We start from the raw sequence: 25,987 nt of genomic DNA, 5'->3' as shown, positions 1-25,987 counted from the left end.
AAACAGGCTGCATGCAGCCAGACGAAAGACCAGGCTTCAGGAAAAGGCGCGTCCGAGCGCCCGCCCGACAGGGCGGACGTCGCGAGGACAGCCCCAGCGCGAATGCGCGTCGTGCCGAATGGCACGGAAAGCCAAGCGAGCGGATGCTCGCGCCGGCGCCTGAGGCAAGCTTCTCGAAAGCTCTGATTTTGCGATTGGCCGACCTGGTGGTTACAGCGGGGCGGCCGCACCCGATCCCATTCCGAACTCGGCCGTGAAACGCCCCAGCGCCCATGATACTTCGTCTCAAGACGCGGGAAAGTCGGTCGCTGCCAGGTCTGCCAATCGCAAAACATGCCGTTCTTCACACCATAAATCTCAAACGCCCCGCCCGGTCCCAACCGGCGGGGCGTTCTTGCGTTCGGGGGGGGCAATGTTCGACCAGCTCCGGCCGAGTTCCGACGGCGGTGGCCTTCGGCCCGTTCCAGTGGCAGGTCCGAACGTAACAGGTCGTCGGGGACACCATGATGGCGCCCCGTGATACCGTGGGACGGTCCATGCGAATCCCGGTTGGCAGCGGTATCGTAATGCGCTTCTTCGTCGACACCCGGCATATCTGGGAGCCCGTCATCTCCGGTGGCTTCGCCGCCGACGAGCTGGGCGAGAATCGCTGCGCCTTTTCCTTTGCTGCTGGAAAGGCTGTCGACCGACGCTCGCTCGGTTTCTTCGCCTCGGCGTTCCCCGAGCGCCTTGAGTCGGCGACGGTCTTGGTCCGTTCGGGGAGGGTGTCGCCGAGGCTCCGGGGGCGGGGTGAACCGCCTGTCCTTGGGGAAGGTGGATTGGCCGTTGCCGGTCGAGATCGGACCCGGCATTTCGCGACTTGTGATCCGGTCGTCGGCATGTCTAAGTTCGGCGAACCGATTTCCGCCCGTCGCTTCGGCGGGCTTCCTGGATACGCAGAAATTCCGGCCGCTGATGACCCCGGACGCTTCTTTTCACGGTGCGATGGATGACGTCGAGGCGGTTCGGCTGTCCCTCGAGGCTGCCGCTGTCGGCACATGGTGTTGGGAACCCGGGTCCGATGTCCTGACGCTTTCCCGGATCGCCGCCCGCCATCTTGCGGTCGAGGCCGCGACGGTCGCTTCGACCGATTTTCTGGCTCTGCTGCCCCCCGGGGATCGTCGGGCCATGATGGGAGCCTTGCGGCGCGCGCTCGAAGAGGATCAGCCGATCGACCTGACGGTTCGCGCCGGGGCGGCCGAGCCGGGCGGGCATCCCGTCCGGTTCTGCGGGCGGCGTTCGCAGGACGAGAGGGGCTCCGTCACCGTGCGGGGAATCGTCCTCGGGGTCGGGCATCTCGCCGCCGTCGTCGTCTCCGCCGACGTTGCGGTCGTCGGCTTGTCGCCGGAAGGCGTCGTGACCCATTGGAGCCCGGGTGCGGAAGAAATCTACGGTCACTCCGCCGACGAGGCGCTCGGCCAGCCGCTCGGCACGCTGATGCCGGCGGATCGGCAAGCGGACGTCGACTTCCTCCTGGAGCGGATCGCGCGGGGCGAGCGCGTCGAGCGTCATGAAACCCGACGGCTTCGCCGCGACGGCACCGTCGTCGAAGTTTCGCTGACGCTCGCCCCGATCCACGATCATGTCGGGCGGCTTCTCGGCGCCTCGAAGATCGTCCGCGACATCACGCCGGCCAAGCTTGCCCTCACCGAGCTTTCCGAACGCGAGGCGCGGCTGCAGTCGGTGCTCGACACCGTTCCGGACGCGATGGTCGTCATCGACGTCGACGGCGTGATGCAGTCGTTCAGCGCGACCGCCGAGCGGCTCTTCGGCTACACCGCCGAGGAGGCGATCGGCCGGAACGTCAGTCTCCTGATGCCGTCCCCCTATCGCGAGCAGCACGACCGCTACCTGTCGCGGTATCTGAAGACCGGCGAGCGACGGATCATCGGCATCGGCCGGGTCGTCGTCGGAGCGCGCAAGGACGGCTCGACCTTTCCGATGGAGCTCTCGGTCGGCGAGATGAATTCGCCGCGGCACCGGTTCTTCACCGGCTTCATTCGGGACCTGACCGAGCGCCAGGAGACGCAGCGCCGGCTGCAGGAGCTGCAGGCGGAGCTGACCCACATGTCGCGCTTCACCGCACTGGGTGAGATGGCATCGACGCTGGCGCACGAGTTGAACCAGCCGCTGACGGCCGCCGCCAGCTATCTCAACGGGGCGCGCCGTCTGATCGACGGTGGCGAGCCCGACCAGCTGCCGGTCGTCAGGGACGCCGTCGATCGTGCGGCGGCGCAGGCCCTTCGGGCCGGAGAGATCATCCGCCGGCTGCGGGAGTTCGTCGCCCGCGGCGAGAGCGAGCGGCAGGTCGAAAATCTCCCGAAGCTGATCGAGGAGGCGAATGCGCTGGCGCTGCTCGGCGCCAAGGAGACCGGCGTGCGGGTTCGCTTCGCCCTCGATCCCGCCGCCGACAACGTCATGGCCGACAAGGTCCAGGTCCAGCAGGTGCTTCTCAATCTCATGCGCAACGCGATCGAGGCGATGCAGGGCGGTGAGCGCCGCGATCTGACTGTTTCGACCCAGCTTCTCGACGGCGCCATGGTCGAAATCGCCGTCGCCGATACCGGGACCGGCATTGCGCCGGAGATCGCCGCCCAGCTCTTCCAGCCTTTCGTCACCTCCAAGGAACGCGGCATGGGGGTCGGCCTGTCGATCTCGCGCACCATCGTCGAGGCCCATGGCGGACGTCTGTGGACCGAGCCCAATCCCGGTGGCGGAACGGTTTTCCGCCTGACCCTGCCACATCTGCGATCGGAGGAGCTCGATGACGGCGAATAATGCGGTTGTTCATCTGGTCGACGACGACGAGAGCGTTCGCCACTCGATCGCCTTCCTGCTGGCAACGGCGGGATTTGCGGTTCGGGTGCACGAATCCGGCTCGGCGCTTCTCGCTTCGATCGACACTCTGCAGCCCGGCTGCGTGATCAGCGACGTCCGGATGCCGGGGATCGACGGACTGGAACTGCAGCGGCGGCTGAAGGCCGAGGGCGCCCATCTGCCCGTGGTGGTGATGACCGGTCACGCCGACGTGCAGCTCGCCGTCCAGGCGATGAAGGATGGTGCCATCGACTTCATCGAGAAGCCTTTCGACGACGAGGCGATGCTCGCCGCCGTCCGCACGGCACTGAAGGAGGGCAAGGCGGGCGAGGGGCGACAGGCGGAAGCGGAGGCTATCGCGGCCCGGCTCGCCTCCTTGTCGGGCCGCGAACGTCAGGTGCTCGACGGGCTGATCGCCGGCCATCCGAACAAGACCATCGCCTATGATCTGGAGATCAGCGCCCGCACCGTCGAGGTCCACCGGGCCAATGTGATGAAGAAGATGGCCGCCTCGAGCCTGTCCGATCTCGTCCGGATGGTCCTGCGCGTCGACGGCGCGAATGGCCGCTAGAGCGCCGTGCGTCCAATCGGACGCACAAAGGACGCTCTAAGTCGTTGAATCTACGCATCGTGCTTTCCGAAAATCGATTCCGATTTTCGGGCCGATGCTGTAGGCCATGCCTCGTGGTCATGCAACCTGCTTGGACAGAGTTCGGCTCGGCTCCAGATCGGCATTCACGTCGCCGAAGATCATGAAGCCGTCCCGACCGGCCCTCTTGACGCCATAGAGGGCGACGTCTGCGCGACGAACGAGATCCAGCTCCGTCAGCAGATCCGGGCTCGTGACGCAGGCCCCGATCGAAGCGCCGATGAAGACCTTCTCGCGGTCGACCTCGAAGGCGTTCCGCATGGCCTTGACGATCACCCGTGCGAGGATCTCGACCTCGACCCGGTCCGCGACCCGGCCCCTCAGGACGGCGAATTCGTCACCTCCCAGCCGGGCGACCACGTCGTCCTTTCGAACGAGTGCCCGGAGTCTCGATCCGACCTGACGGATCACCTCGTCGCCGGCGTGGTGGCCGAGACTGTCGTTGATCGCCTTGAACCGGTCGAGGTCGATGAAGAGCAGGGCGAAGCTCTGACCCGTGCGCCTGAAGTCCCGCATCATGTCCTCGAGCTGCCGCTGGAACCAGAAGCGGTTGGCGAGGCCCGAGAGTGCATCGTGATGCGCCATGTACTCGATCTGCTCTCGCGAGTCGAAAAGCCGCCGCGTGGTCTGGTGGATCCACGACAGGAGGCAGCCGGCGACCAACAGGATGCCGGCACCGGCGAGTTTCAGGACGGGCGCCATCTGATCGAGGATCTCGGTTCCCGGTTGCTGAAGCGTCCAGACGAGGTAGCCCACCGGTGCCCCACCGTCCGAAGCCAGGGGAAAAGACGCCTCGCCGGACCCGATGCTTTTCGTCCATGAAAACCGCGCGTCGTGGATCAGAAAGTCGCTGTCGAGCCCGGCAAGAAAGCCGCCGTCGAGGAACTTGACGGCGATGTGCATGGCTTCCCGTGCCGGCGTCTGCGGAAGGTCGCCCGTGTCGGAGAGGATCGCGGCAGCGCTGACGACGGCGGGCCGATTTTCCAGCAGGACGAACCGTCTGAGGGCCGTGGGGGCGCCGTCCGCACCGTCGGCTGCCTCGCGGCGCCGCCGCAGCTCTGCAACCACGGGCCCGACCACGGCCGAATTGGAAAAATAGGCGCCGGGCTCCGCCCTGCGTCCCGCCATCATCGCGTAGATCGAACGATCGTCGCGATCGAGGACGAACGTGCGATCGAAGCCGAAATAGGCATACATCCAGATCCCGAAATTGGCATCGAACCAGTCCGGGTCATGCGGGTCGACGGCGTGCCTCACCGCATCGTCCCAGGTGGTGGTGGTCTGCTGGTTCTCGGTGATCTGAGCGAACCGCATCTCGATCAGCTGCTGGATGAGCGTCGTCTCGCGCTGCCGGGATTGGACGTCCGTCTGAGCGGCGGACCACTGAAAGGCAAATGCAACCGCAGCGGCGATCAGTGCGAGGAGGACAGTGACCGATAGAAAGAGAAGCAGTTTGAGACGAAGCAACCTGTCAAACACGACGACCACCGATGTTCAAGCGTCGATATCAATATGCCGAATTCGATTACAAAGACTTACATGCGGGCATTCGGGGGAGCTCTTGGCCGTCGCAGGAATAAAAATGAGATGATGAATATAATCGTGCGGTATAATCACCGGGCGGTGCGTCTGGATGCGGTCGGTCTATGTGGCGGAAGATTTTGAGCGGTCAGATAAGAAAAGGGAAAAGAAGGCGAATAAAATAAGAGGTGGTAAGCGAAATACGAACGGTCGAGAGGACCGGCAGCCTCACTGAAGTCGTCTTCCCCAAGAGATCGACAGGAGCCATCGGCTGTTTTTGCGGGCCGGACGAGCGGTCCGGAGAGGATTGCGCATTTCTCCGCCGCCGTAGTCTCCGTGGGCACCAGCAAATCGAAAGCGACGAGGCGAGGTCGGGGAGGGGAAGGCGCACCGCGGGGTTCAGGATCCGGCTCGGTCGAGAGGCAACGCCGCATTCCATCTCCGGCCAAATCGAGTGACAAAACCTCCGATCGTCTGGCGCGCAGCAACGGCGCTTGATGCCGTAACCTTTTGGAAATTCACGGGAATGGTGGGCCCGGAGGGACTCGAACCCCCAACCAAGCGGTTATGAGCCGCCGGCTCTAACCATTGAGCTACAGGCCCGTCGCGAGCGCACCCACCGATTGCACGACACGCGGTCCGGCTGACGAGGGCGGCTGAATCGACGACTTCGAACCGATAGCCGTTCTTGCCGGCCAGCGCCAGACAAAAGCGACGGAGGCGCCGTGCCGTCTGCGGCGCGCGCCGGCGCGATTGGGCGCAGCCGACGCGAGGGGGCGCCCATGTGGCCGATTTCCATCGACCGACGCAGGCCTCCGGCCGACGCAGGCCTCGTCGAGCGGTTTGCGCCACACCTGCGGGCGAGCGAGGTCGCGCCTCGTGTCCTTCCCCGGCCGCGTGCCGGTCTGCGACCGCCGCGGTTCCGTTTCTTCCGGCGCTGCGCCGCGACGATCTTGGAACGGAAGGGCGGAAAACCCACCTCGGGCTTGCGCAACGCGCCCCGTTTCCGCGATAGGTCCTTTGGAGAGGCTCCGTCATGGCCGGGACGCGGGATGGATGCGCCGCCCGCCCAACCGATCGCGCGGAGCGATTTTAAAGCCCCATGCCGGTCGAGTTTTCATCGTGTCCGAGACCATCCCGTTTGAAAAGACTTCGCGTTTCGCCGTCGCACCGATGATCGACTGGACGGACCGGCATTGCCGGTTCTTTCATCGCCAGCTCAGCCGCCGGGCGAAGCTTTTCACCGAGATGATCGTCGACGAGGCAGTGCTCCACGGCGATCTCGATCGGCTGCTCGGACATGACGCCGCCGAGCATCCGGTGGCGCTGCAGCTCGGCGGCTCGAACCCGGACAAGCTCGCCCGCGCCACCCGGATCGCTCTCGACTTCGGCTATGACGAGATCAACCTCAATGTCGGCTGCCCGTCCGACCGGGTCCAGTCCGGCACCTTCGGCGCCTGCCTGATGCGCGAGCCGGCGCTGGTCGGCGAATGCCTCGCGGCGATGGTCGCGGCAGCCGGCGAAACGCCGGTCACGGTGAAGTGCCGGCTCGGCGTCGACGAGCAGGACGTCGAAGAAGCGCTCGACGCCCTGGCCGACGCGGCCGTCTCCGCGGCCGTCGCCGGCGTTTGGGTCCATGCGCGGAAAGCCTGGCTGGACGGGCTCAGCCCCAAGGAGAACCGCGAGATCCCGCCGCTCGACTACGACCGCGTCCGTCGCCTGAAAGCGCGGCTGGGGTCCATGTTCGTCGGGCTGAACGGCGGGCTGAAGACGCTCGAGCAGGCCAGCGCCGAAGCCTCGGGACTGGACGGCGTCATGTTCGGGCGTGCCGCCTATCAGACGCCGGACGTCCTGATCGGCGTCGACGCGGCGCTCTGCGGCGAGGCCTCAGCCGACTTCGACCATGACGCGCTGATCGAGACGATGGTCGCCTATACCACGCGCCACGTTTCCGCCGGCGGCAAGGTCGGGCAGGTCACACGGCACATGACGGGGCTGTTTTCGGGCCGGCCCGGCGCGCGCCGCTGGCGGCAGATCCTTTCCGAGGGGGCCAGTCGGCCGGGCGCCTCGCCGGACCTCATCCGCGAAGCCTTCCGGCAGGTGCGGCTGGAGCCGGCGAGCGAGGCCGCCTGACCGGGCCTGCGGCGCCTTTGCCGCCATCCGCATTGCGCGACGATGTGACGTCGTGAGGGCGGTCGGGCGATGGCCGGATGGCCCTGGTCAGTCGAAGTCCGACAGCGTATCGCCGTAGATCGCGACGGCGGCCTGCACCGGGGGGATCAGCGCGACGGATTTCTGGCCGGCGAGGATCTCGATGGCCCGGCGCGTGCCGCTTGCGCCTTCGCCGTTGAAGCCGGTCGCCTGGGCGAGGAGGAAGACCGCCAGGAAGAACCGGTGGGCGTGGCTGCGGCGGCGGTCCATCTCTTCTGCTCCCCTTCGTCCTCGCGGGGGGCCGGATGGCCGCCGTCATCGGCGAGAACTGTCGGGAGAGTGGAAGCACGAGACGCCTTCGCGATGCTGCGAACGGGGGACACGCGCAAGGTCGTCGGCGTCAGCGCCGGGACCGGCGGGAGTAGGCCTGCGAAGCGTCAGTAGGCCGCCTTGGTCCGCAGCAGGCTGATCGGTGTCATGGCGAGAACGTACAGGTCGAGCAGCAGCGACCAGTTCTCGATGTAGTAGAGGTCGTATTCGAACCGTTTGATCAGCTTCTCCGGTTCGTCGATCTCGCCGCGCCAGCCGTGGATCTGCGCCCAGCCGGTGATGCCCGGCTTGACCTTGTGCCGGCCGAAATAGCCGTCGACGATTTCGGTGAAGGTCTCGTCGCGGCTGGATTTGGCGTGGATCGCATGGGGCCGCGGGCCGACCAGCGAAAGATCGCCGCGCAGCACGTTGAAGAGCTGCGGCAGCTCGTCGATCGAACTCTTGCGGATGAAGGCGCCGACGCGGGTGACGCGCTTGTCGTTCTTCGTGACGATCTGCCTGGCCTCGGGATCGCTCATCGCGTGATGGAGCGAGCGGAACTTGAAGATCTCGACGGCCTGGTTGTTGAAGCCGTGGCGCTTCTGGCGAAAGATCACCGGGCCGGGGGAATCGAGCCGCACGGCGACGGCCGCCGCGATCATCACCGGTGACAGAAGGACGATCGCCACCGAGGCCGCGACGATGTCGAGACAGCGCTTGGCGATGCCGTCCCAGTCGGCGAGCGGGCGGTCGACGACGTCGATCAGCGGCACCGCGCCGACATAGGAATAGGTGCGCGGACGGAACTTCAGCTCGCCGGCATGGGCGGCGAGGCGGATGTCCAGCGGCAGCACCCATAGCTGCTTCATCAGGGTGAGCAGGCGCTCTTCCGCCGAAAGGGGCAGGGTGACGATCAGCATGTCGATGCGGGTGCGCCTGGCGAATTCGACGAGTTCGGCGATGGTCCCGAGCTTCGGATAGCCGGCGACGAGCGGCGGCGAGCGGCGATCGTCGCGATCATCGAAGATGCCGCAGATGCGGATGTCGTTGCCCGGCTGCAGCTCGAGGCCGCGGATCAGGGTCTCGGCGTTCTTGCCGCCGCCGACGATCAGCGCCCGCCGCTCCATCCGCCCGTTGCGCGCCCAGCGGCGAAGGTTCACGCCGAGGATCAGCCGGGCCGCGACGATGAGCGCCAGGCTGGACAGATACCAGGCGAGGATCGAAACGCCGTCCAGCCCGGAGGGACGGAGAAAGGCGAGCCCGGCGGCGACGAAGCCGAAGGACAGCCCGAGACCGGCCGCGATGCGCCACAGCCGCAGGCCGGACCTGCGCAGGAAGGCGAGTTCATAGGCGTGGGCCGAAGCGAGGATCGCGCTGGCGACCAGCGAGCCGGCGAGCGCCGCCGCCAGCCACGTCACGGCGCCATCGGGGGCGGGATCCGCTCGGAGGACCCAGACGAGGGTCCCGACGAGGAAGATCAGCACGGCCTCGCCGAGCCGCCACAGGCCGCACAGCATGCGCGGGCTGATGAAGTCGTTTCGAAGATGGGCGAGGGCCTGGAGCGCCTGCGCGTTCAGCTCGACGGGGCCGGATGCGGCCGGGCCGGCGCCGCCGGAGCCCGCGGCCGAGCGCGGCGAATAGAACCTGTTGGGGACTTGCTCGTTCATCTGACCCGCGCCGGCTTCGGCGCCGCCGGACGGAAGATCACGGTCCGCGCGAACGCTCTTCTTCAGCCGCCGCCGAAACGCCTGCGGCTGCCGCTGGGCGATCATGACTTCCAGCCGCTAAGAAAACGTTGCACTGTAAGGAGGCGAGAGAAATTGCAAGCCTCCGCGCCGTGCCGTGCCGTGCCGCTTCGATCGTGGCATCCGCGCGAGGAGTGTGTCGCAGGTCACTGCCGCGTTCTCGACGTATGGGACAGGGGGAGACGGTCCATCCGCCCGCGCATCGCCGCACGATCGATCGCGGGCTCCGCCGGAAGGAGGACGAGCACATGGACGAGGTTGCCCTTGGGCGTTCAGCCCATAGTCGGGCGGCGGCGCGAGCCGTCGTTCGGTGCGTGGCCGTGGCCCTCCTGCTCGCCCTGCCGGCGTCGCTCGCGCTCGTCTCGGTGGGGGCGCAGGCGCAGACCTTGCCCGGCTGCACGGCCGTCAGCCGTGACGACCCGCCACGCCAGGTTCTCGACTGCGGCAACGGGCTCGTGATCGAACGGGAAGCCGCCGCCGCGCTGACCGCCGAGGAGCCGCAGAGCCGGCTCGATATCGAGGGGCGCGCCGTTCTCATCGAGGTATCGCCGCGCGATTTCTTCCAGGTCCTGACCCCGCACGCCATCGCGACGGTGCGCGGAACCCGCTTTGTGGTCGACGTCGAGGCGGGCGTCACCTCCGTCTTCGTCGTCGAGGGCAAGGTCGAGGTCGCACACCGCGAAGGGGCGGCCGCCGTCCTCCTCGGGCCTGGCGAGGGCGTCGACGTCAGCCCCGGCGCACCGCTCGTCGTTCGCAGGTGGCCGCAACCGCGGGTGAACGCCCTTCTGGCCCGTTTCGGGCGGTAGCGAAAGGCGTGCCAGGGGTGGGATCGCCAGGCTTCAGCCATTCCGGACGAGCAACTTCGCCGTACCTCGGGCTTGCCTTGAACGGTACGGCATGAGTTCGCCGCGTTCCGCCAGCCCCAGCTCGCGTCGGCAGAGCCGTTGGACTTATCGGCTGCCCTGGCTTTCGACCGCCGCCCTGATGATCCTCGCTCTCGCCTGGAGCGGATTTCTCGTGCGGATGCATCTTCGAGGCGAGGGCAGCGTCGTCGACCGCATCGAAACGGCCGCGCTCGACTGGCGGATGATCGCCGCCGGGCCGCTGGCGCCGCCCGAGGGGATCGCCATCGTCGCCATCGACGACGCGACCGTGGCGGCCGAGGGCGGCTATCCGCTGGCGCGCGGCCGGCTGGCGCAAATCGTCGACACCATCGGCGAAAGCGGCGCGAAGGCCATCGCCATCGACGTTCTCTTGACCGGAGGCGAGGCCGGAGACCGGCACGATGCGGCGCTCACGAAGGCCCTGGCCGGTCTGCCCTCGGTGATCGTGGCCGCCGCGAGCTTCGACAAGACCGTCTCCTCGATCGTCCCGGTGGCCAAGGAGGTTCTGGCGCCCGCGCCGATCTTCGCGGCGAGTGCGAAGGTCGGCCTCGTCAACGTCGCGGCGGATGCCGGCGGCACACCGCGGCAGATGCCGCTCGTCATCGTGACACCGCAAGGTCCGCAGCCCTCGATGGTCCTCGCTGCGGCCGGGCTCGGCGCGAAGACGCCGCCATCCCTCGCGGGCGAGAGCGTCCGGATCGGCGCGGCGACACGGCGGCTCGACATCGGTTGGCACCTGCCAATCCGCTTCTACGGCCCGACCGGGACGATCGCGACCGTCGGCGCAGCGGGTCTCGTCGGCGGCAAGGCGGACGAACGGCTTGCCGGGCGGTTGATCTTTCTCGGCGTCACGGCGACGGCGATCGGCGACAGTTTCACCACGCCCTTCGATCCGCGGATGCCGGGTGTCGAGGTTCTGGCGACGGCGGCGGCAAACCTCGTCGACGGAACCGGGCTCATCCGCGATGGCGCCGTCCGCCGGACCGACGCCTTGGCGGCCGTCGCATTGACCCTGCTGACGGTCGCCGCGATCGCGCTGCTGCCGCTGCCGATCGCGCTCGTCCTTTCGCTCGCGGCACTGCTCGCTTGGCTCGGAGCGACCTTCGTCGGCGTGGCGAGCGGCTATTGGCTTGCCGCGATGCTGGCGGTCGCAGCCGTCGTCCCGCCGGCCGCGTTCGCCGCCTTCCTGCGGCTTCGGCGGGAGCGGCTGATATCCCGGAACCTTAAGGCGACCGAGGCGGCGCTGCGGCGCCTTCAGCCCCCGGCGCTGGCCGACCATCTCGCCCGCCATCCGAATTACCTGACGGTGCCGGAAGAACGGAACGTCGCGGTTCTCTTCATCGATCTCGCCGGCTTCACCGGCATGAGCGAACGGCTCGGGGCCGCGCGCAGCCGGGACGTCCTGAAGGAGTTCCACAGTCTCGTCGTCGAGGAATTGCTGCCGCGCGGCGGCGTGGTTCTCAGCTTTATGGGCGACGGCGCCATGGTCGTCTTCGGACTGCCCGAGCCGAGCCCGCAGGATTCGACGAACGCGGTTCGCGCCGGCCTCGGGGTGATTGCGGCGGTGCGCCGCTGGATCGCCGAAAGCCGGACGGAGACCGCGCTGCAGGGCGTGCGTCTCGGCGCCCATTACGGCCCGGTCGTCCTCTCCCGCCTCGGCCACGACGACGCCCAGCACATCACCGCCACCGGCGACAGCGTCAACGTCGCCAGCCGGCTGATGGAGGTCGGCAAGGCCCATCACGCCGACATCGTGATCTCCGCCGCCTTGTGGGAGGTCGCAGACACCGCCGGCGTGGAGCCGCCGGACCGGTGGGAGGTGGTGCCGATCCGGGGGCGCGGGGAAGCGATGAAGGTCGGTTTCTGGCAGTAACGCTTGGCGGGGGCGCCAGTGCCAGGGCACCTCGCGACGAGGAAGCCAAAGCGGCGGGTCTCGATCGTGACGCGGCGCTGGCGGGACGACTGCGGCGATGGTGCCGCCGTGACACACGCGGCTGTCCCCGGCACAATCCGGTTCTGTCGCGCCGCGGCGATTGCCGTTACAATGGCGCGATGAACAAGCCGCTTCCCATCACCATCGGCCACAGCGCCTGCCCGCACGACTGCCCGTCGACCTGCGCCCTCGACGTCGAAATTCTCGAGGGCGGCCAGATCGGCCGCCTGCGCGGCGCTGCCGACAACGACTATACGGCCGGCGTCATCTGCGCCAAGGTCGCCCGCTATGCCGAGCGCATCCATCACGCGAACAGATTGCTGAAGCCGCTTCAGCGCGTTGGCGAAAAGGGCTCCGGCGAGTGGCGCGAGATCGGCTGGGACGATGCGCTGGACCTCATTGCCGAGAAGTTTCTGGCGGCGGAGGCGGCCTTCGGCTCCGAGGCTGTCTGGCCCTATCACTATGCCGGAACGATGGGCCTCGTGCAGCGCGACGGCATCCACCGGCTGCGGCACGCCAAGCGCTATTCCGGCCAGTTCGATTCCATCTGCACCAACATGGCCTGGACCGGCTGGTTCGCCGGTGCCGGTGCCATGCGCGGCGCCGATCCGCGCGAGATCGGCAAGTCCGACTGCGTGGTGATCTGGGGCACCAATGCGGTGGCGACCCAGGTCAACGTCATGACCCATGCGGCGCGGGCGCGGAAGGAGCGCGGCGCGAAGATCGTCGTCGTCGACATCTACGACAACGCCACGATGAAGCAGGCCGATCTCGCTCTGAAACTGCGCCCCGGCACCGATGCCGCGCTGGCCTGCGCGCTGATGCACGTGGCGTTCCGGGACGGGACGGCGGACCGCGCCTATCTCGCCAGCCATACCGACGACCCGGCGGGGCTGGAGGCGCACCTCGAATCCCGCACGCCGGAATGGGCGGCGTCGATCACCGGGCTGACGGTCGCCAAGATCGAGGCGTTCGCGGCCCTGATCGGGCGGACGCCGAGGACGTATTTCCGCCTCGGCTACGGTTTCACCCGGCAGCGCAACGGCGCCGTCGCCATGCATGCGGCGATGAGCGTGCCGGCGGTCTTCGGCAACTGGCGGCACGAGGGCGGCGGGGCGTTCCATTCCAACTCCGACATCTTCGGTCTCGACAAGTCGGAGATCATGGGCACGGCTCATCGCGACCCGTCGGTCCGCCATCTCGACCAGTCGCGCATCGGTGCGGTGCTGACTGGCGACCGCGAGGCCCTGTCGGGCGGGCCTCCGGTGACCGCGATGCTGATCCAGAACACCAACCCGGCCAATGTCTGTCCGGAGCAGCGGCTGGTGAAGCGGGGGCTGATGCGGGGCGATCTCTTCGTCGCCGTCCACGAGCAGTTCATGACGGACACTGCGAAGCTCGCCGATCTCGTCATTCCGGCGACGATGTTCCTCGAGCACGACGACATCTATCGCGGCGGCGGCCAGAACCACATCGTGCTGGGGGCAAAGCTGGTCGATCCGCCCGCAACGGTCCGGACCAACCATTTCGTCGTCGAGGAACTGGCGAAGCGCCTCGGCGTCGCCGGCCGTGCCGGCTTCGGCCTGACCGAGCGCCAGCTGATCGACAACATGCTGAAGGCCGCCGGCCAGCCCGGGGGCTACGAGGCGCTGAAGGCCGGCCGCTGGATCGACAAGCAGCCGGACTTCGAGACCGCGCATTTCCTCGCCGGCTTCGCCTGGCCGGACGGAAAATTCCGCTTCAAGCCCGACTGGACGGGCTCGATGGCGCCCAACCGCCCGCCTGAGAGTCTCGGGGCTCAGGGCCCGCATGGCGCGCTGCCGACCTTCCCCGACCATGTCGCGCTGATCGAGACGACCGACGCCGCCCATCCCTACCGTCTGGCGACTTCGCCGGCGCGGCAGTTCCTCAATTCCACCTTCGCCGAAACCGGCGGCTCGCGGCAGCGCGAAGGCGGGCCGGTGCTGATGATCCACCCGGACGACGCCGCGCGCGAGGGGCTCTCCGACGGCGCCGTCGTGGCGATCGGCAATGGGCGCGGCGAGCTGCGCCTCGCTCTGCAGGTCACTGCGACCGTGAAGCCCGGCGTCCTCGTCCACGAAGGGCTCTGGGCGAATTCCGACTTCATCGACGGCGAGGGCATCAACGTCCTCACCGGCGCCGACCCTGTGGCGCCGTTCGGCGGGGCGGCGTTTCACGACAACCGGGTTTGGCTGCGCGGATAGAGCGGCGCTGCGCTCCGCGTGGTTTCGGAATCGACCGTCTTCTGGACGCGCGATCAATCGGCTATCGTGAAGTCCGCAGCGCCCTCGGAGAGAACAGATGGCTACGGAAACGCTGATCACTCTCGACCGCAACAAGCGCGGCGGGCGTCCCACCATTCGCGGGACGCGCATTGCGGTGGCCGACATTCTCGGCTCGCTCGCCGCGGGTATGTCCCACGAAGACATCATTTCCGACTTCCCGGAATTGCGCGATGCGGACATCCGGGCGGCTTTGGCCTACGCGGCGGACCGAGAACGTCATTCGCTCACAGCCGCTGAACGAAACTGTTTTTCGATCAGAACCTGAGCTTCAAGCTCTGCGAACGACTTGACGATCTCTTTCCCGACTCGACACAGGCTCGCCTTAGAGGCCTGGACCTCGTCTCCGACGAAGAGATTTGGACTTTCGCCCGGGACAACGACTTCGTGCTCGTGACCCAGGATGCCGATTTCGCAGAACTCGCCGCGCACTATGGGCCGCCACCCAAGGTCGTTTGGCTGAGAATTGGGAACAGTTCCACCAAACTCGTCGAAGCCAAGCTGCGATACAATGCCCGGCTGATCGAGGAATTCGTCGCCGATGGCGATCTTTATGTCCTGACGATCACTTGACGTCGGCCTTCACGCCGGTTGTTGCCTCTTCGAGGCCATCTCACCCCGCCAGAACCATCACCCCGGACACGAGCGCCGCCAGCGAGGCGCCCGCCATCGCCAGGAACGACAGGCTTGTGCCGGCCATGCGCTGCCACATCGGCGCGTCGGCGGCGGTGAAGTGGAGGGCGTGAAGGACGCGGCCGGCGGTGAGCAGGATGCCGAGAAGGTGGATGATCGGCGCCGACGTGCCGAGGAGGGCCGCGAGCGTCATCGCGATCAGCGTGATGGGAATGAATTCGATGGCGTTGGCGTGGCCACGCATGACCCGGATCATCCGCGGATTGCCGCCGTCGCCCATGAACACCTTTTCGCGCTGGCGGATCCGGCCGGTCTGGACGGCCAGCCAGAAGAGCACGGCGCCGTTCATTGCGGCATAGATCGCGACGGCGGCGATACCCAAGGTGTTCATGATTATTTCATCCCTCGTTGCGCGGCGACGCGTCGTTCCGGGCGCCGCAGACGTATTATCCGTGTAACGTACGGAGGCAAAGGTCGCGAAGCCATCGCGGCCGCGCCGGCGGTTGGGCGGCGCGTCGTGGCGCCGGGCGGGGCAAGGGCGGAATGGCCACACTCATCATCGGACTTTTCATCTTTCTCGGCATCCATTCGTTCCGCATCGTGTCCGAGAGCGGATACAAGGCGACGCTGCGACGCCTCGGCGAGGGCCGCTTCAAGGGGGGCTATTCGCTCCTCTCGCTCATCGGCCTCGTCCTCGTCGTCTATGGTTACGGCTGGGCGCGGGCGGGGCAGGGCGTTCTTTACCGGCCCTTCGCCGGGGCCGCGCATCTGGCGCTCGTCCTCGTGCCGATCTCCTTCGTCCTCGCCGCCGCCGCCTATGCGCCGGCGGGACACATCAAGACGACCGTCCGCCACCCGATGGTGCTCGGCGTCGCCGTCTGGGCGTTCGCCCATCTCCTCGCCAATGGCGGCACGGCGGACGTCGTCCTGTTCGGGGCCCTCTTCGCCTGGGCGGTCGTCGACTATCTGAACGCCCTCGGACGCGGCGGCCCGGTTCTGACCGGCAGGCCGAGTGCCAAGGGCGACGGGGCGGCAATCGTCGCCGGCCTCCTCGTCTCGGCCGCCTTCCTCGGCGGATTGCATCGCTGGCTCGTCGGCGTGTCCCCGCTCGCCTGACGCTTTCGTGCTCCGCTCTTTCGTCGCGGCGAAAAATCGTTAGAAGACGCGTTGATTTCCCTCGCTCTGGCCCTTCGCAAGCCGCGGCGGCGGAAAAGGAGGAAAGCGAGCGGATGAGCGACGACAGTTTTTTCAGGGAAGTCGACGAAGAGCTTCGCCAGGACAGGGTCAAGGCGGTGTGGACGCGGTTCGGCGCCTGGCTGCTCGGCGGTGCGGTCGCCGTCATCGCCGTCACGGCCGGCGTCGTCGCCTATGAGCACTATCAGACCAACCAGGCGAACGCCGCCGGGGATCGCTATGCCGCGGCGATGCGGCTCGCCGACGAGGGCAAGTCCGAAGACGCCATCGAGGCGCTGCAGGACATCGCCGGCAACGGCGTCGGCGCCTATCCAGCGCTGGCGAGGCTGTCGATCGGCGGCATCGAGGCCAAGGCCGGCAGGCCGGAAGAGGCGGTCGCGGCCTACGACGCCGTCGCGAACGATTCCGACGTTCCGGGCGGCCTCCGCGACATGGCGGCGATCCGCGCCGCCTACGTGCTGGTCGACAGCGGCAGCCTCGACGACGTGCGCCAGCGGGTGGAGCGGCTGTCGGGCGACAGCGATCCGCTGCGCTTCCCGGCGCGCGAGGCGATCGCGCTGGCGGCCTGGAAAGCCGGCGACGCCGAGACGGCCAAGCCGTTGTTGCAGGGGCTCGTCACCGATTCCGGAACGCCCTCGGACATTTCCGGCCGTGCCCGGATCCTGCTCGATCTGATCAATTCCGGCGCCACCGGCCCGAACGCGCTGCCGCCGGCAGAGGGCGGGGCGACGCCGCCGCCGGCCAGCGCCGACAACGGGCTCGGTGCCGTCGATCTGCCGGGCCTCCTCGATGGCGGGTCAGGGCAAGAAACGACCGCTGGCGACGGCGAAGCGGGCACCTCCGGTGTCGCCATGCCGACCACCGGTCTCGGCCAGGCGGGCGGCGAAGAAGCACCGGCGCCCGCGGAGCCGGCCGAAGCCGCACCGAGCCAAGAAGCCGCGCCGGCGGCTCCCCAGTCTGGCGATTCATCTGCCCCGGCCACCGCCGCGCCCAACGCCGACGGGTCTGGCGGCTCGGCCCCGAGCGAGGGGACGGCAAACGGCACTGCGCCCGCTGCGCCGTCTTCTTCGACCGGGCCCGCGGAGACGACGGCTCCGGCTTCACCGGCTTCCGACGATCAGGCGGCTCCGGCCGCGACGACGAGCCCGGCCCCGACCGTGGATGCGCCGGCGGATTCCGGAGCCGGCGCCGAGACCGCTCCGGCGGACGGCGGCTCTTCCGCTCCGGCCGACGATGCCGCCGGGCAGACGCCTACAGGCGCCCCGCCGGCGTCCCAGCCCGACGCCGCGACCGGCAACTGAGCCGGGGGTCGCCGGTCCCTATTCACGAAGGAGCGACAACCGACATGGTCACCATCGCAATCATCGGTCGACCGAACGTCGGAAAGTCGACCCTGTTCAACCGCCTCGTCGGCCGCCGTCTCGCCCTCGTCGACGACCAGCCGGGCGTCACCCGCGACCGCCGGCTCGGCGAGGCGCGGCTGATGGATCTCGCCTTCGAGATCGTCGACACGGCGGGTCTCGAAGAGGCCGGTGCGGATACGCTCGAGGGCCGTATGCGCGCCCAGACCGAAGAGGCGATCAGGGCCGCGGACCTCTGTCTCTTCATGATCGACGTGAAGACCGGCCTGACGCCCCAGGATCAGGATTTCGCCGAACTTTTGCGGCGCTCGGCCAGGAAGGTGATCCTCGTCGCCAACAAGGCGGAGGCGCGGGGCTCCGACGCCGGGCTTCTCGACGCCTACGCCGTCGGTCTCGGAGAGCCGGTGCCGATCTCCGCCGAGCATGGCGAGGGCATGGCCGAACTGCGCGACGCCATGGTCGAGACGCTCGGCCGTGGCGCTTTCCGGCCGCAAGGGGCTGTGCGCGGAGCCCGCGAGGATGGCGACGGGCCGGAAGGCGGTCCGACGCAGGCCGCGATCGATGCGTTGGAAGCGGGCGATCTCGCCGGCGACGAGGAGGCGATCGAAGCCTATGACGAGACCAAGCCGATGCGGCTCGCCATCGTCGGGCGGCCGAATGCCGGCAAGTCGACGCTGATCAACCGCTTCCTCGGCGAGGACCGGCTTCTGACCGGGCCCGAGGCCGGCATCACCCGGGATTCCATTTCCGTCGAATGGGAGTGGCGGGGGCGCAAGATCAAGGTCTTCGATACCGCCGGCATGCGCCGCAAGGCGCGCATCCAGGAAAAGCTGGAGAAGCTTTCCGTCGCCGACGGCCTTCGGGCCATCCGCTTCGCCGAGGTGGTGGTCATCGTCTTCGACGTGACGATCCCCTTCGAGCGGCAGGATCTGTCGATCGTCGACCTGATCGTGCGCGAGGGCCGGGCGCCGGTGATCGCCTTCAACAAGTGGGATCTGATCGAAGACCGCCAGGCGCTGCTGAAGGATCTGCACGAGAAGACCCAGCGGCTCCTGCCCCAGGTGCGGGGCATCAAGGCGGTGCCGGTTTCCGGCGAGACCGGCGAGGGGATCGACCGGCTGATGCGGGCCGTCGCCGAGACCCACGAGATCTGGAATCGTCGAATCAGCACGGCCAAGCTCAATCAATGGCTTGAACGCGCGGTTGCCAGACATCCGCCGCCGGCGGTGGCTGGACGACGCGTTAACATCAAGTATATTACACAAGTGAAGTCGCGGCCACCGAGCTTCGTCATCTCGACGGCCCGGCCGGAGGCACTGGGCGCGTCCTATACGCGCTATCTCGTCAATGGGTTACGGGAGGATTTCGATTTTCCGGGCGTGCCGATCAGGCTGGCGCTTCGCAAGGCGGCAAACCCTTATGCCGGCAAAAAGCGACGCTCGTCTTGAAATCACCAAATTCTGTTAACCATTGGACAAGGTTAATGGGGGATGTTTTAGCGGCATCTGTGAGAAAACTGTAACACGCAAGCGGGGGCTTGATGGGGGTTGAGGGGCAGGCGGCGAAGAGCCGCTGGCAACGTCGCGGCAATCGCACCGTCGGACGGGCGGTCACGATCGCAATCATGGGGACACTGCTCGCGGGGGCGAGCACCACATCGATCGATCATCAGGACATCACCCGTCTCGTCGCCGGGCCGGACGTCGCGGGACGGGCGCACGCTTTCCTCGTGCCGAACCGTCTCGGCCAGATGTCGGCCGTCGATCTCGCCTATTCCGCCGAAGAGGGTGCGCGCGTCACCGCGGAGCGCAAGGCGGCGGAGATGCTCGCCCGTCGCATGGCGATGGTAGCCGAAGGCGACGAAGGGCGTGTCCTGCGCGCCGGCAAGGCCGGCCGCGTCGTCGCCCAGCGCCCGGCGAACGAGATGTCCCGCTTCGGCCTTGCCGCCGGTTCGATCTTCGACGGCAAGGGCATCGTCGGTCCGCGCGTCACCGGCGGCGAAGCCCGCATCCGCACCGCTTTCGCCAAGATTTCCGACTCGACGCGGGACTCCGTCGCCATCGCCGCGAGCTTCCAGTTGATGGGTCCGCCGAAATTCGACAAGCGCAAGGACACCCGGCAGGCCGCGGAAGACAAGGTCATGCTCGCCTCGCTGAAGCCTTCCGACGACACCGGAGCCCTCGGCTATGCGCCGGCCGACGGCGGCACCGCCGGCCGGGCCTCGTCGATGTTCGAGCGCGTCCTGAAGGACCAGCCGGAAGCCTTCATCCCGCCGATCGACGACGACGACCATGCCTGGGCCGCCACGCCCCTGCCGAAGGAAGCGATGAGCGAGTCCGAGCAGACCTGCCTCGCCAACGGCATCTATTTCGAGGCGCGGGGCGAATCCTCGCAAGGTCAGGCGGCGGTCGCCCAGGTGATCCTCAACCGGGTGCGCAATCCGGCCTATCCGAACACCATCTGCGGCGTCGTCTATCAGAACAAGAACTGGCGCAACCGCTGCCAGTTCTCCTTCGCCTGCGACGGCCACAAGGACAGGATCCGCGACGCCGGCGCCTACACCGAGGCCGAGGACATCGCCAAGAAGGTGACGACCGGCGAGATCTGGATCGCAGAGGTCGGCTCTGCGACGCACTACCACGCCAACTACGTGCGGCCGCGCTGGGCGCGGGCGATGGAGAAGGTCGACAAGATCGGCCGGCACATCTTCTACCGCACCTACAACGGCGGTTTGTGATCCGCTTCGTCCGAAGCTGAACAGCAGGGCGCCGCGGGGCGCCCTTTGCTTTTTTGCGCAGCCCCGCTTCCCACCATGACGCGCGATGGTCTAAGCCTTCGCGCGATTCACGATGTTTGGAGCGCGTCAGTGCCATGAGCCAGGATACGAAACGTCTACTCGCCATCTTGACGGCGCAGCCGGTGGTGCCCGTGGTGGCGGTCGGCAGCGCGGCCGAGGGCGTCTCGCTCGCGCGCGCGCTGGTGGCCGGCGGCATCGGCTCGATCGAGGTGACGCTCCGGACGCCGGCGGCGATCGAGGCGATCCGGGCGATCAAGGCCGAGGTGCCGGAGATGGTCTGCGGCGCCGGCACCATCCTGACGCCGCGGCAGTTCGCCGAGGCCGAGAAGGCCGGGGCCGAGTTCATCGTCTCGCCCGGCGCGACGGTGGAGATCCTCGATGCGGCCCGGGGCTCCGACGTCCCGCTTCTGCCTGGCTCGGCGACGCCGAGCGAGATGATGGCGATGCTGCAGGAAGGCTACGAGATCCTCAAGTTCTTCCCGGCCGAGCAGATCGGCGGCGCGGCGCTGTTGAAGTCGATCGCCCCGGTCATCCCGCAGATCAAGTTCTGCCCGACCGGCGGTATCTCGATGAAGAACGTCAAGGATTACCTTGGCTTGCCGAACGTTCTTTGCGTCGGCGGCTCGTGGCTGGCGCCGAAGGACAAGGTCGCGGCCGGCGACTGGGCGGCCATTACCGCGCTCGCCGAGGAAGCCTCCGGCCTGACGGCCGATCGTTGATCGAAGGAGGTGGGACCGCGGCAGGCGTCGTCCCGTCGGTATCCTGCGTCAGCGGCGGGATATGATCCGGTTGCAACCGTTCCGCGCTGTTTGCGCGGCAGAAACCATCGGCCGGATCAGGAGGCCAGCCGCGCCTGCTCGCTGATGACGAGGGGCGGGACGGCGGTGGCGGCGATCGCCATGTAGTCGACCCCATGCCGCTCGGCCATGGATCGCCACCAGTCGTTGGCCGCGAAGATCTCGAGCGCCGTTGCCGCATGGGATACCGCCTCTTGGCCGGCGCCTTGCGCCCGGTGGCAGACGGCAAGGTAGAGATGTCCGAAGGCGTGGTCGGGATATTTCGCGACGACGTTCTTCATGTAGGGGATCGCGATGTCGTGACGGCCGATCTTGATCGCGTGGTTCTCGACGAAATTCACCCGTAGCTGCGCCTCGTAGGCGAAGGCTTCGAGCTTTTCCGGGTCGACGCCCGGCGCGCGGATCACCGCCTTGGTCACGACGAAATCGGCATTGTCGGTGTTTTCGATATAGCCGTTGTCGACGCAGATGTCGTAGAGCCGGCTGCCGAAGATCGGGATCGCCAGATAGACGTGGACCCAGTCGAAGCCGTTCTCGATCAGCATCTCGAGGGTCTCCTCGCGATGCTCGTCCTGCTCGCCCGGCAGACCGAGAACGATGAAGACGTGCGAGCGCACGTCGAATTTCCTGAGCGCTTCGACGGCCGGGCGGATCAGCTTCTTCTTCAGCGGCTTCTTGATGATGTGGTTGAGGACGTGGTCGGACCCCGACTCCACCGCCAGCGCCACCGCCGAGACGCCGGCCCGCGAGAACAGCTCCGCCACCTCCTCGTCGATCGCGTAGACGGCGACGCCGTTCGGAAACTCGCAGCGGATGCCGAGCTCGGCGAATTCCGCCAACAGCCGTTTGGCGCGCTCCTTGTCGTGGAAGAAATGGTCGTCCTCGACCATCAGCACCGTCATGCCGAATTCGTCGCGCATACGGGCGACGTCGGAAACGACCCGTTCCACCGACATGACCCTGACGTCGCGGCCGTGCAGCGAGGGGTTCGAACAGAAGACGCAGAGGAACGGGCAGCCGCGCGAGGTGTGGATCGCCATCTCCCGTTTCGGCTGGTGGGTGTAGCGCTTGTCGATGCCGCGGTTGTTGTAGTTGTCGAGATCGAGCATCGCGTAGTTCATCGGCGGGATGTCGTCGAGGTCGGCGATGAAGCTGTGGCCCGGCATCTTGCCCTTGGCCGCGCTGCGGTGCGTGACCCACGAACGGTGGCCGGAAAGGACGGCCCAGGGGTCGGCGGAATCGATCAGGTCCTTCAGCGGAAGCTCGCCTTCGCCCTTGCACACGGCGTCGAGGTCCGGACACTGTTCGAGCAGCACCTTGAAGGCGGCGGAAGGCAGGCCGCCGCCGGCGAGCGTGACGATTTCCGGGTCGACGTCCTTCACCGCTTCGGCCAGCGACTGGATGTAGCCGAAGGACGAATTGAACAGCGCCGAGATGCCGACGAAGTCCGGCTCGAACTCTTTCAGAATCGCCTGAAGTTCGGCCCGAAACACCGCCTCGTGCGATGCGGCCGAGCGCTCGTCGACCAGCCGCTTGAGGGTCACGTTGAAGTCGATGAGCCGCAAGCCGCCGAGATTCTGGCAGTGCTTCGTCAGATAGGCTTCCATCGACAGGATCCCGTAGGGAACCGTGAAGGCCGGGAGCACCGTCGCCCGCGACGGATCGAGATAGTCCGCAGCGTTGAAGTAAGGCGGGATGACGAACAGGATTTTCTTCAAGACCGGATGCTCGCTTTTCGGCTGCGGGCAGGCCCGCGACGCTGGCTCTGTGGCCTTTTAGGCCGCGTTGCTGTCGCTGGGCTGGGGGGGGGCCGCGCGCCCGCCGCGGCGGGCTTGCGAGCCTGGACCGCTCGGTCGGACTGTTCCCGGCATCAGCCTGTTTCGGCGCTGCGGAGGCCGGGCGGCGGCAAACGGGCGGCTGGTTCGCGAAATTCGCTTGACGGGCGTCCGGCGCGGCGGCAATGTCCGCGGCGCTGCGGGTGTAGTTCAGTGGTAGAACGCAAGCTTCCCAAGCTTGATGTCGTGGGTTCGATCCCCATCGCCCGCTCCAGCTTTTCCAAGTCTTCGCCGGCGCTTCGCCGTCCTCGCGATGCGAGGGTTCGGCAGTGGCGCGTCAACCCGCGACGGCCGGATCGCTCCGCACCTCTTCCCAGAACAGGCACGCGGCGCGGTGACCGGCGCCGATTTCGGCCAGTGGCGGCCGTTCCTCGGCGCAGACGTCCCGCGCGATCGGGCAGCGGGTGCGGAAGGCGCAGCCCGACGGCGGATCGATCGGCGAGGGCGGATCGCCCTTGAGCGGGGTCTTTTCGCGCGAGCGGGCGATCTTCGGATCGGGGATCGGCGCGGCGGCGAGCAGCGCCCTCGTGTAGGGATGGCCGGGATTGGTGAACACCTCGCGGCGCGGCCCGATCTCGACGACCCGGCCGAGATAAAGGACGAGGATCCGGTCCGAGACGAGGCGCACGACCGACAGGTCGTGGCTGATGAAGATCAGCGTCAGCCCCATCCGCTCTTTCAGCGCCTTCAGAAGATTGACGATCTGCGCCTGGATCGAGACGTCGAGAGCCGAGACCGGTTCGTCGCAGACGATCAGCTTGGGCTCGGTCACGATGGCCCTGGCGATGCCGATGCGCTGGGCCTGCCCGCCGGAGAATTCGTGCGGATAGCGATTGATCATCTCCGGCGCGAGGCCGACCTCCTCCATCACCTTTTCCACTCGCTGGCGGCGTTCCTTGCGCGACAATGCTGGCTCGGCGACCTTCAGCGGCTCGGCGATGATCTGGCCGACATTCATCCGCGGGTCGAGCGAGGCGACCGGATCCTGGAAAATGATCGAAAGGTCCCGCCGCGCCTTGCGCATCTCGGCGTCCGACAGGTCGGTGAGGCTGCGCTCCTGCCAGACGACGCGGCCCTCCGTCGGCTCGATCAGCCGCAGGATCGAGCGACCGAGGGTCGACTTTCCGCATCCCGATTCGCCGACGATGCCGAGCGTCTCTCCCTTTTCCAGGTGGAAGGAGACGTCGCTGACCGCCTTGAGGTCGACGTTCGGCGCAAACAGCGAGCGGCCGCGCAGCGAGAAGACGGTGGAAAGATGTTCCACCGAAAGCAATGTCTCAGCCATCGAGCGCCTCCGGGGATGGTGTGCCGTGTGCGGTCGCGGAGGTCGCGTCGACGAAGGGAAACCAGCATGCTGCCCGGCGGCCGGGCTCGATCTCGGCGAGCGGCGGCCGCTCGCGGCGACATGCGTCCTCGGCGAAGCGGCAGCGCGGATGGAAGGGGCAGCCCGCCGGCGGATGGATGAGATCCGGCGGTCGCCCGCCGATCGGCTCCACCGCCTCGGCGTCGCGATCGACCCGCGGGATGGAGCGGATGAGGGCGGCGGTATAGGGCATGGCCGGCCGGGTAAAGAGCGCTTCGACCGGCGCCTCCTCGACGATCCGGCCGGCATACATCACGACGACCTTGTCGGCGACGCCGGCGACGACGCCGAGATCGTGGGTGATGAGGACGAGCGCGGTGCCGGCGTCGCTCGTCAGGTCGCGGAAGAGATCGAGGATCTGCGCCTGAATGGTGACGTCGAGGGCCGTCGTCGGCTCGTCGGCGACGATCAGCTTCGGCCGGCACAGAAGCGCCATGGCGATGACCACGCGCTGGCGCATCCCGCCCGAAAGCTGGTGCGGATACTGCTCGATGCGCCGCTCGGCCTCCGGAATGCCGACCTTCTTCAGCATCGCCAGCGCCTGCGCCTCGGCCTCGCGGCGCTTCAGCCCCTTGTGGACCTTGAGCGTCTCCGACAGCTGGTGCTTGATCTTCATCGCCGGATTGAGCGCCGTCATCGGGTCCTGGAAGACCATCGCCATGTCCGCGCCGCGGACGGCGTCGAGCTCGCGTGGCGACAGCTTCAGGAGGTCGCGTCCCTCGAATCGGGCCTCCCCGGCGGTTTCGGCGTTGCCGGCGAGAAGCCCGAAGACGCCGTTGAAGGTCTGGCTCTTTCCAGACCCGGATTCGCCCACCACCGCGACCGTCTCCCCGCGCCCGACCGACAGATCGAGGCCGTTGACGGCCTTCACCGTACCATCGGGGGTGGAAAAGCGGATCGCGTAGTCGGACAAAGCGAGGAGGGGGGTAGTCGTATCGCTCATCGTGACGTCTCGGATTGGGCGCGGCGCACTACCATCCGATGCCTCGATAAAGTTCGTTCCATTCGGGATTCATCGTCTCGATCAGCTCGATCTTCCATTCGCGGCGCCATCGTTTGATCGACTTCTCCCGCGTGATGGCATCGCGGAAGTCGTAATGGTCCTCGTACCAGACGAGCCGCGTGCAGTTGAATTTCGCAGTGAAGCTGTTTGGAAAGGCGTGCGTCTTGTGTTCGTAGACCCGCTGCGACAGATCGCCCGTGACGCCGACATGGAGCGTCCCGCGCTTCTTGTTGGCCATGATGTAGACGTGACCAGCCAAGCGCGAGGCTCCTTCCCACGGTCATCATGTCGGGCTTTGCGCGGACTCCACCTCCAATGGTCAAGCGGGTGCGCATCGTCGTCAACGCAGTCGCTGGCGTCGGCGATTTGGAATGGATCCCGGCTCGGAGGCCGGGATGACGAGGGGGTGATGTCGGCAGCAAGTCCGGACGCGTGAGTGCCGTGCGACGCGTCGCGGATCCGTCTCTGGCGACGTCTCCGGAGAGGGCGCGTGGCCCTCCCACCGTCGTCATCCCGGGCTTGACCCGGGATCCTGTGTGTTTGGCTTGGTGTATGAAGGGTGCGGGAAGGAGACCGACGGGATCCGGATCGCCCTTCGGGAGATCGTGGCATGGCCTGGTCCCTTCCCGCTTCGCTCGTTCAACCTGAACAGT

22 protein-coding genes, 2 tRNA genes and 1 rRNA gene are annotated in these 25,987 nt (G+C 67.4%); 16 read left to right on the top strand and 9 right to left on the bottom strand.

Translation table 11 applies throughout. The features are described from left to right. The first annotated feature begins 202 nt into the window (after positions 1 to 202). From rrf to fixJ, 4 genes are all read left to right on the top strand, one after another. Positions 203 to 317 (top strand): 5S ribosomal RNA (rrf, locus tag LZD57_RS23275). A 249-nt stretch (positions 318 to 566) separates the two neighbouring features. Continuing rightward, positions 567 to 992, top strand: coding sequence for a hypothetical protein (locus tag LZD57_RS23270; protein ID WP_233721982.1), 426 nt, complete (start codon positions 567 to 569; stop codon positions 990 to 992). A gap of 175 nt (positions 993 to 1,167) precedes the next feature. Next, positions 1,168 to 2,817 (top strand): PAS domain-containing sensor histidine kinase, encoded by a 1,650-nt coding sequence (locus tag LZD57_RS23265; RefSeq protein ID WP_233721981.1) that lies wholly within the window; start codon positions 1,168 to 1,170, stop codon positions 2,815 to 2,817. Continuing rightward, positions 2,804 to 3,427 carry a response regulator FixJ gene (gene fixJ, locus LZD57_RS23260; RefSeq protein WP_233721980.1) on the top strand — a complete coding sequence of 208 codons (624 nt, stop codon included), beginning with the start codon at positions 2,804 to 2,806 and terminating at the stop codon, positions 3,425 to 3,427. The genes LZD57_RS23265 and fixJ overlap by 14 nt, the downstream gene beginning before the upstream one ends. 117 nt (positions 3,428 to 3,544) lie before the next feature. Here fixJ and LZD57_RS23255 read toward each other — a convergent pair whose 3' ends face one another. Next, positions 3,545 to 4,972, bottom strand: coding sequence for a diguanylate cyclase domain-containing protein (locus tag LZD57_RS23255; protein ID WP_233721979.1), 1,428 nt, complete (start codon positions 4,970 to 4,972; stop codon positions 3,545 to 3,547). 581 nt (positions 4,973 to 5,553) lie between these two features. Then, positions 5,554 to 5,629, bottom strand: a tRNA-Ile gene (locus LZD57_RS23250). Between the two features lie 519 nt (positions 5,630 to 6,148). Between LZD57_RS23250 and dusA the strand changes: the two genes are divergently transcribed. Beyond that, positions 6,149 to 7,159, top strand: coding sequence for a tRNA dihydrouridine(20/20a) synthase DusA (gene dusA / locus LZD57_RS23245; protein WP_338034732.1), 1,011 nt, complete (start codon positions 6,149 to 6,151; stop codon positions 7,157 to 7,159). 87 nt (positions 7,160 to 7,246) lie between these two features. On the opposite strand, the gene LZD57_RS23240 is transcribed toward dusA, so the two are convergent. Both LZD57_RS23240 and LZD57_RS23235 read right to left on the bottom strand, forming a co-directional pair. Beyond that, positions 7,247 to 7,447, bottom strand: a complete 201-nt coding sequence (locus tag LZD57_RS23240) for a hypothetical protein (protein WP_233721978.1) — start codon at positions 7,445 to 7,447, stop codon at positions 7,247 to 7,249. A gap of 167 nt (positions 7,448 to 7,614) precedes the next feature. Beyond that, on the bottom strand, positions 7,615 to 9,153 hold the full coding sequence (locus tag LZD57_RS23235; RefSeq protein ID WP_233721977.1) for an undecaprenyl-phosphate glucose phosphotransferase: 1,539 nt from the start codon (positions 9,151 to 9,153) through the stop codon (positions 7,615 to 7,617). A gap of 326 nt (positions 9,154 to 9,479) precedes the next feature. Here LZD57_RS23235 and LZD57_RS23230 point away from each other — a divergent pair, with 326 nt between their 5' ends. The 5 genes from LZD57_RS23230 (at position 9,480) to LZD57_RS23210 (ending at position 14,924) form a co-directional block, all read left to right on the top strand. Then, positions 9,480 to 10,037 (top strand): FecR domain-containing protein, encoded by a 558-nt coding sequence (locus tag LZD57_RS23230; RefSeq protein WP_233721976.1) that lies wholly within the window; start codon positions 9,480 to 9,482, stop codon positions 10,035 to 10,037. Positions 10,038 to 10,215: 178 nt separating this feature from the next. After that, positions 10,216 to 11,988: a CHASE2 domain-containing protein gene (locus LZD57_RS23225; protein ID WP_233721975.1), complete on the top strand. Its 1,773-nt coding sequence runs from the start codon at positions 10,216 to 10,218 to the stop codon at positions 11,986 to 11,988. A gap of 179 nt (positions 11,989 to 12,167) precedes the next feature. Further along, positions 12,168 to 14,273 carry a molybdopterin oxidoreductase family protein gene (locus tag LZD57_RS23220; RefSeq protein WP_233721974.1) on the top strand — a complete coding sequence of 702 codons (2,106 nt, stop codon included), beginning with the start codon at positions 12,168 to 12,170 and terminating at the stop codon, positions 14,271 to 14,273. 97 nt (positions 14,274 to 14,370) lie between these two features. After that, positions 14,371 to 14,619 (top strand): DUF433 domain-containing protein, encoded by a 249-nt coding sequence (locus tag LZD57_RS23215; protein ID WP_233721973.1) that lies wholly within the window; start codon positions 14,371 to 14,373, stop codon positions 14,617 to 14,619. Continuing rightward, positions 14,598 to 14,924, top strand: a complete 327-nt coding sequence (locus tag LZD57_RS23210) for a DUF5615 family PIN-like protein (RefSeq protein WP_338034733.1) — start codon at positions 14,598 to 14,600, stop codon at positions 14,922 to 14,924. Before LZD57_RS23215 ends, LZD57_RS23210 begins: the two co-directional genes overlap by 22 nt. Positions 14,925 to 14,964: 40 nt before the next feature. Here the strand turns inward: LZD57_RS23210 and LZD57_RS23205 are convergent, their stop codons facing one another. After that, entirely contained in the window at positions 14,965 to 15,375 is a 411-nt protein-coding gene (locus LZD57_RS23205; protein WP_233721972.1) for an MAPEG family protein, read from the bottom strand. A 152-nt stretch (positions 15,376 to 15,527) separates the two neighbouring features. Between LZD57_RS23205 and LZD57_RS23200 the strand changes: the two genes are divergently transcribed. The 5 genes from LZD57_RS23200 (at position 15,528) to eda (ending at position 21,055) form a co-directional block, all read left to right on the top strand. Further along, positions 15,528 to 16,100: an NnrU family protein gene (locus tag LZD57_RS23200; RefSeq protein WP_233721971.1), complete on the top strand. Its 573-nt coding sequence runs from the start codon at positions 15,528 to 15,530 to the stop codon at positions 16,098 to 16,100. A 113-nt stretch (positions 16,101 to 16,213) separates the two neighbouring features. Beyond that, positions 16,214 to 17,479, top strand: a complete 1,266-nt coding sequence (locus LZD57_RS23195; RefSeq protein ID WP_233721970.1) for a tetratricopeptide repeat protein — start codon at positions 16,214 to 16,216, stop codon at positions 17,477 to 17,479. 44 nt (positions 17,480 to 17,523) lie between these two features. After that, a complete protein-coding gene (der, locus tag LZD57_RS23190; protein WP_233721969.1) occupies positions 17,524 to 18,987 on the top strand; it encodes a ribosome biogenesis GTPase Der in 1,464 nt (487 codons plus the stop codon). Positions 18,988 to 19,163: 176 nt separating this feature from the next. Beyond that, positions 19,164 to 20,276, top strand: coding sequence for a cell wall hydrolase (locus LZD57_RS23185; RefSeq protein ID WP_233721968.1), 1,113 nt, complete (start codon positions 19,164 to 19,166; stop codon positions 20,274 to 20,276). Positions 20,277 to 20,410: 134 nt separating this feature from the next. After that, positions 20,411 to 21,055, top strand: a complete 645-nt coding sequence (gene eda, locus LZD57_RS23180; protein ID WP_233721967.1) for a bifunctional 4-hydroxy-2-oxoglutarate aldolase/2-dehydro-3-deoxy-phosphogluconate aldolase — start codon at positions 20,411 to 20,413, stop codon at positions 21,053 to 21,055. A gap of 116 nt (positions 21,056 to 21,171) precedes the next feature. Here the strand turns inward: eda and LZD57_RS23175 are convergent, their stop codons facing one another. Beyond that, positions 21,172 to 22,851: a B12-binding domain-containing radical SAM protein gene (locus LZD57_RS23175; protein ID WP_233721966.1), complete on the bottom strand. Its 1,680-nt coding sequence runs from the start codon at positions 22,849 to 22,851 to the stop codon at positions 21,172 to 21,174. A 256-nt stretch (positions 22,852 to 23,107) separates the two neighbouring features. On the opposite strand from LZD57_RS23175, the gene LZD57_RS23170 reads away from it, so the two are divergent. Then, positions 23,108 to 23,182, top strand: a tRNA-Gly gene (locus tag LZD57_RS23170). Between the two features lie 63 nt (positions 23,183 to 23,245). Here the strand turns inward: LZD57_RS23170 and LZD57_RS23165 are convergent. Genes LZD57_RS23165 through LZD57_RS23155 form a run of 3 tightly spaced genes read right to left on the bottom strand, consistent with a single transcriptional unit; the run spans position 23,246 to position 25,593 of the window. Next, positions 23,246 to 24,253 carry an ABC transporter ATP-binding protein gene (locus tag LZD57_RS23165; RefSeq protein WP_233721965.1) on the bottom strand — a complete coding sequence of 336 codons (1,008 nt, stop codon included), beginning with the start codon at positions 24,251 to 24,253 and terminating at the stop codon, positions 23,246 to 23,248. Continuing rightward, on the bottom strand, positions 24,246 to 25,274 hold the full coding sequence (locus tag LZD57_RS23160; RefSeq protein ID WP_233721964.1) for an ABC transporter ATP-binding protein: 1,029 nt from the start codon (positions 25,272 to 25,274) through the stop codon (positions 24,246 to 24,248). Before LZD57_RS23160 ends, LZD57_RS23165 begins: the two co-directional genes overlap by 8 nt. Positions 25,275 to 25,302: 28 nt before the next feature. After that, on the bottom strand, positions 25,303 to 25,593 hold the full coding sequence (locus LZD57_RS23155) for a GIY-YIG nuclease family protein (RefSeq protein WP_233721963.1): 291 nt from the start codon (positions 25,591 to 25,593) through the stop codon (positions 25,303 to 25,305). Positions 25,594 to 25,987: the final 394 nt, after the last annotated feature.

This window comes from Jiella avicenniae (assembly GCF_021390325.1).
Taxonomy (GTDB): Bacteria; Pseudomonadota; Alphaproteobacteria; order Rhizobiales; family Rhizobiaceae; genus Jiella; species Jiella avicenniae.
The sequence above is the reverse complement of the archived record's forward strand: the minus strand, read 5'-3'. Positions and strand labels throughout refer to the sequence as shown.

Excerpts from the sequence above, each read along its gene's own strand:
- LZD57_RS23270 (WP_233721982.1), top strand. The coding sequence starts at position 567 with ATGCGCTTCTTCGTCGACACCCGGCATATCTGGGAGCCCGTCATCTCC.
- LZD57_RS23265 (WP_233721981.1), top strand. The coding sequence starts at position 1,168 with ATGATGGGAGCCTTGCGGCGCGCGCTCGAAGAGGATCAGCCGATCGAC.
- fixJ (WP_233721980.1), top strand. The coding sequence starts at position 2,804 with ATGACGGCGAATAATGCGGTTGTTCATCTGGTCGACGACGACGAGAGC.
- LZD57_RS23240 (WP_233721978.1), bottom strand. The coding sequence starts at position 7,447 with ATGGACCGCCGCCGCAGCCACGCCCACCGGTTCTTCCTGGCGGTCTTC.
- LZD57_RS23235 (WP_233721977.1), bottom strand. The coding sequence starts at position 9,153 with ATGAACGAGCAAGTCCCCAACAGGTTCTATTCGCCGCGCTCGGCCGCG.
- LZD57_RS23230 (WP_233721976.1), top strand. The coding sequence starts at position 9,480 with ATGGACGAGGTTGCCCTTGGGCGTTCAGCCCATAGTCGGGCGGCGGCG.
- LZD57_RS23225 (WP_233721975.1), top strand. The coding sequence starts at position 10,216 with ATGATCCTCGCTCTCGCCTGGAGCGGATTTCTCGTGCGGATGCATCTT.
- LZD57_RS23220 (WP_233721974.1), top strand. The coding sequence starts at position 12,168 with ATGAACAAGCCGCTTCCCATCACCATCGGCCACAGCGCCTGCCCGCAC.
- LZD57_RS23215 (WP_233721973.1), top strand. The coding sequence starts at position 14,371 with ATGGCTACGGAAACGCTGATCACTCTCGACCGCAACAAGCGCGGCGGG.
- LZD57_RS23205 (WP_233721972.1), bottom strand. The coding sequence starts at position 15,375 with ATGAACACCTTGGGTATCGCCGCCGTCGCGATCTATGCCGCAATGAAC.
- LZD57_RS23200 (WP_233721971.1), top strand. The coding sequence starts at position 15,528 with ATGGCCACACTCATCATCGGACTTTTCATCTTTCTCGGCATCCATTCG.
- LZD57_RS23195 (WP_233721970.1), top strand. The coding sequence starts at position 16,214 with ATGAGCGACGACAGTTTTTTCAGGGAAGTCGACGAAGAGCTTCGCCAG.
- der (WP_233721969.1), top strand. The coding sequence starts at position 17,524 with ATGGTCACCATCGCAATCATCGGTCGACCGAACGTCGGAAAGTCGACC.
- LZD57_RS23185 (WP_233721968.1), top strand. The coding sequence starts at position 19,164 with ATGGGGACACTGCTCGCGGGGGCGAGCACCACATCGATCGATCATCAG.
- eda (WP_233721967.1), top strand. The coding sequence starts at position 20,411 with ATGAGCCAGGATACGAAACGTCTACTCGCCATCTTGACGGCGCAGCCG.
- LZD57_RS23165 (WP_233721965.1), bottom strand. The coding sequence starts at position 24,253 with ATGGCTGAGACATTGCTTTCGGTGGAACATCTTTCCACCGTCTTCTCG.
- LZD57_RS23160 (WP_233721964.1), bottom strand. The coding sequence starts at position 25,274 with ATGAGCGATACGACTACCCCCCTCCTCGCTTTGTCCGACTACGCGATC.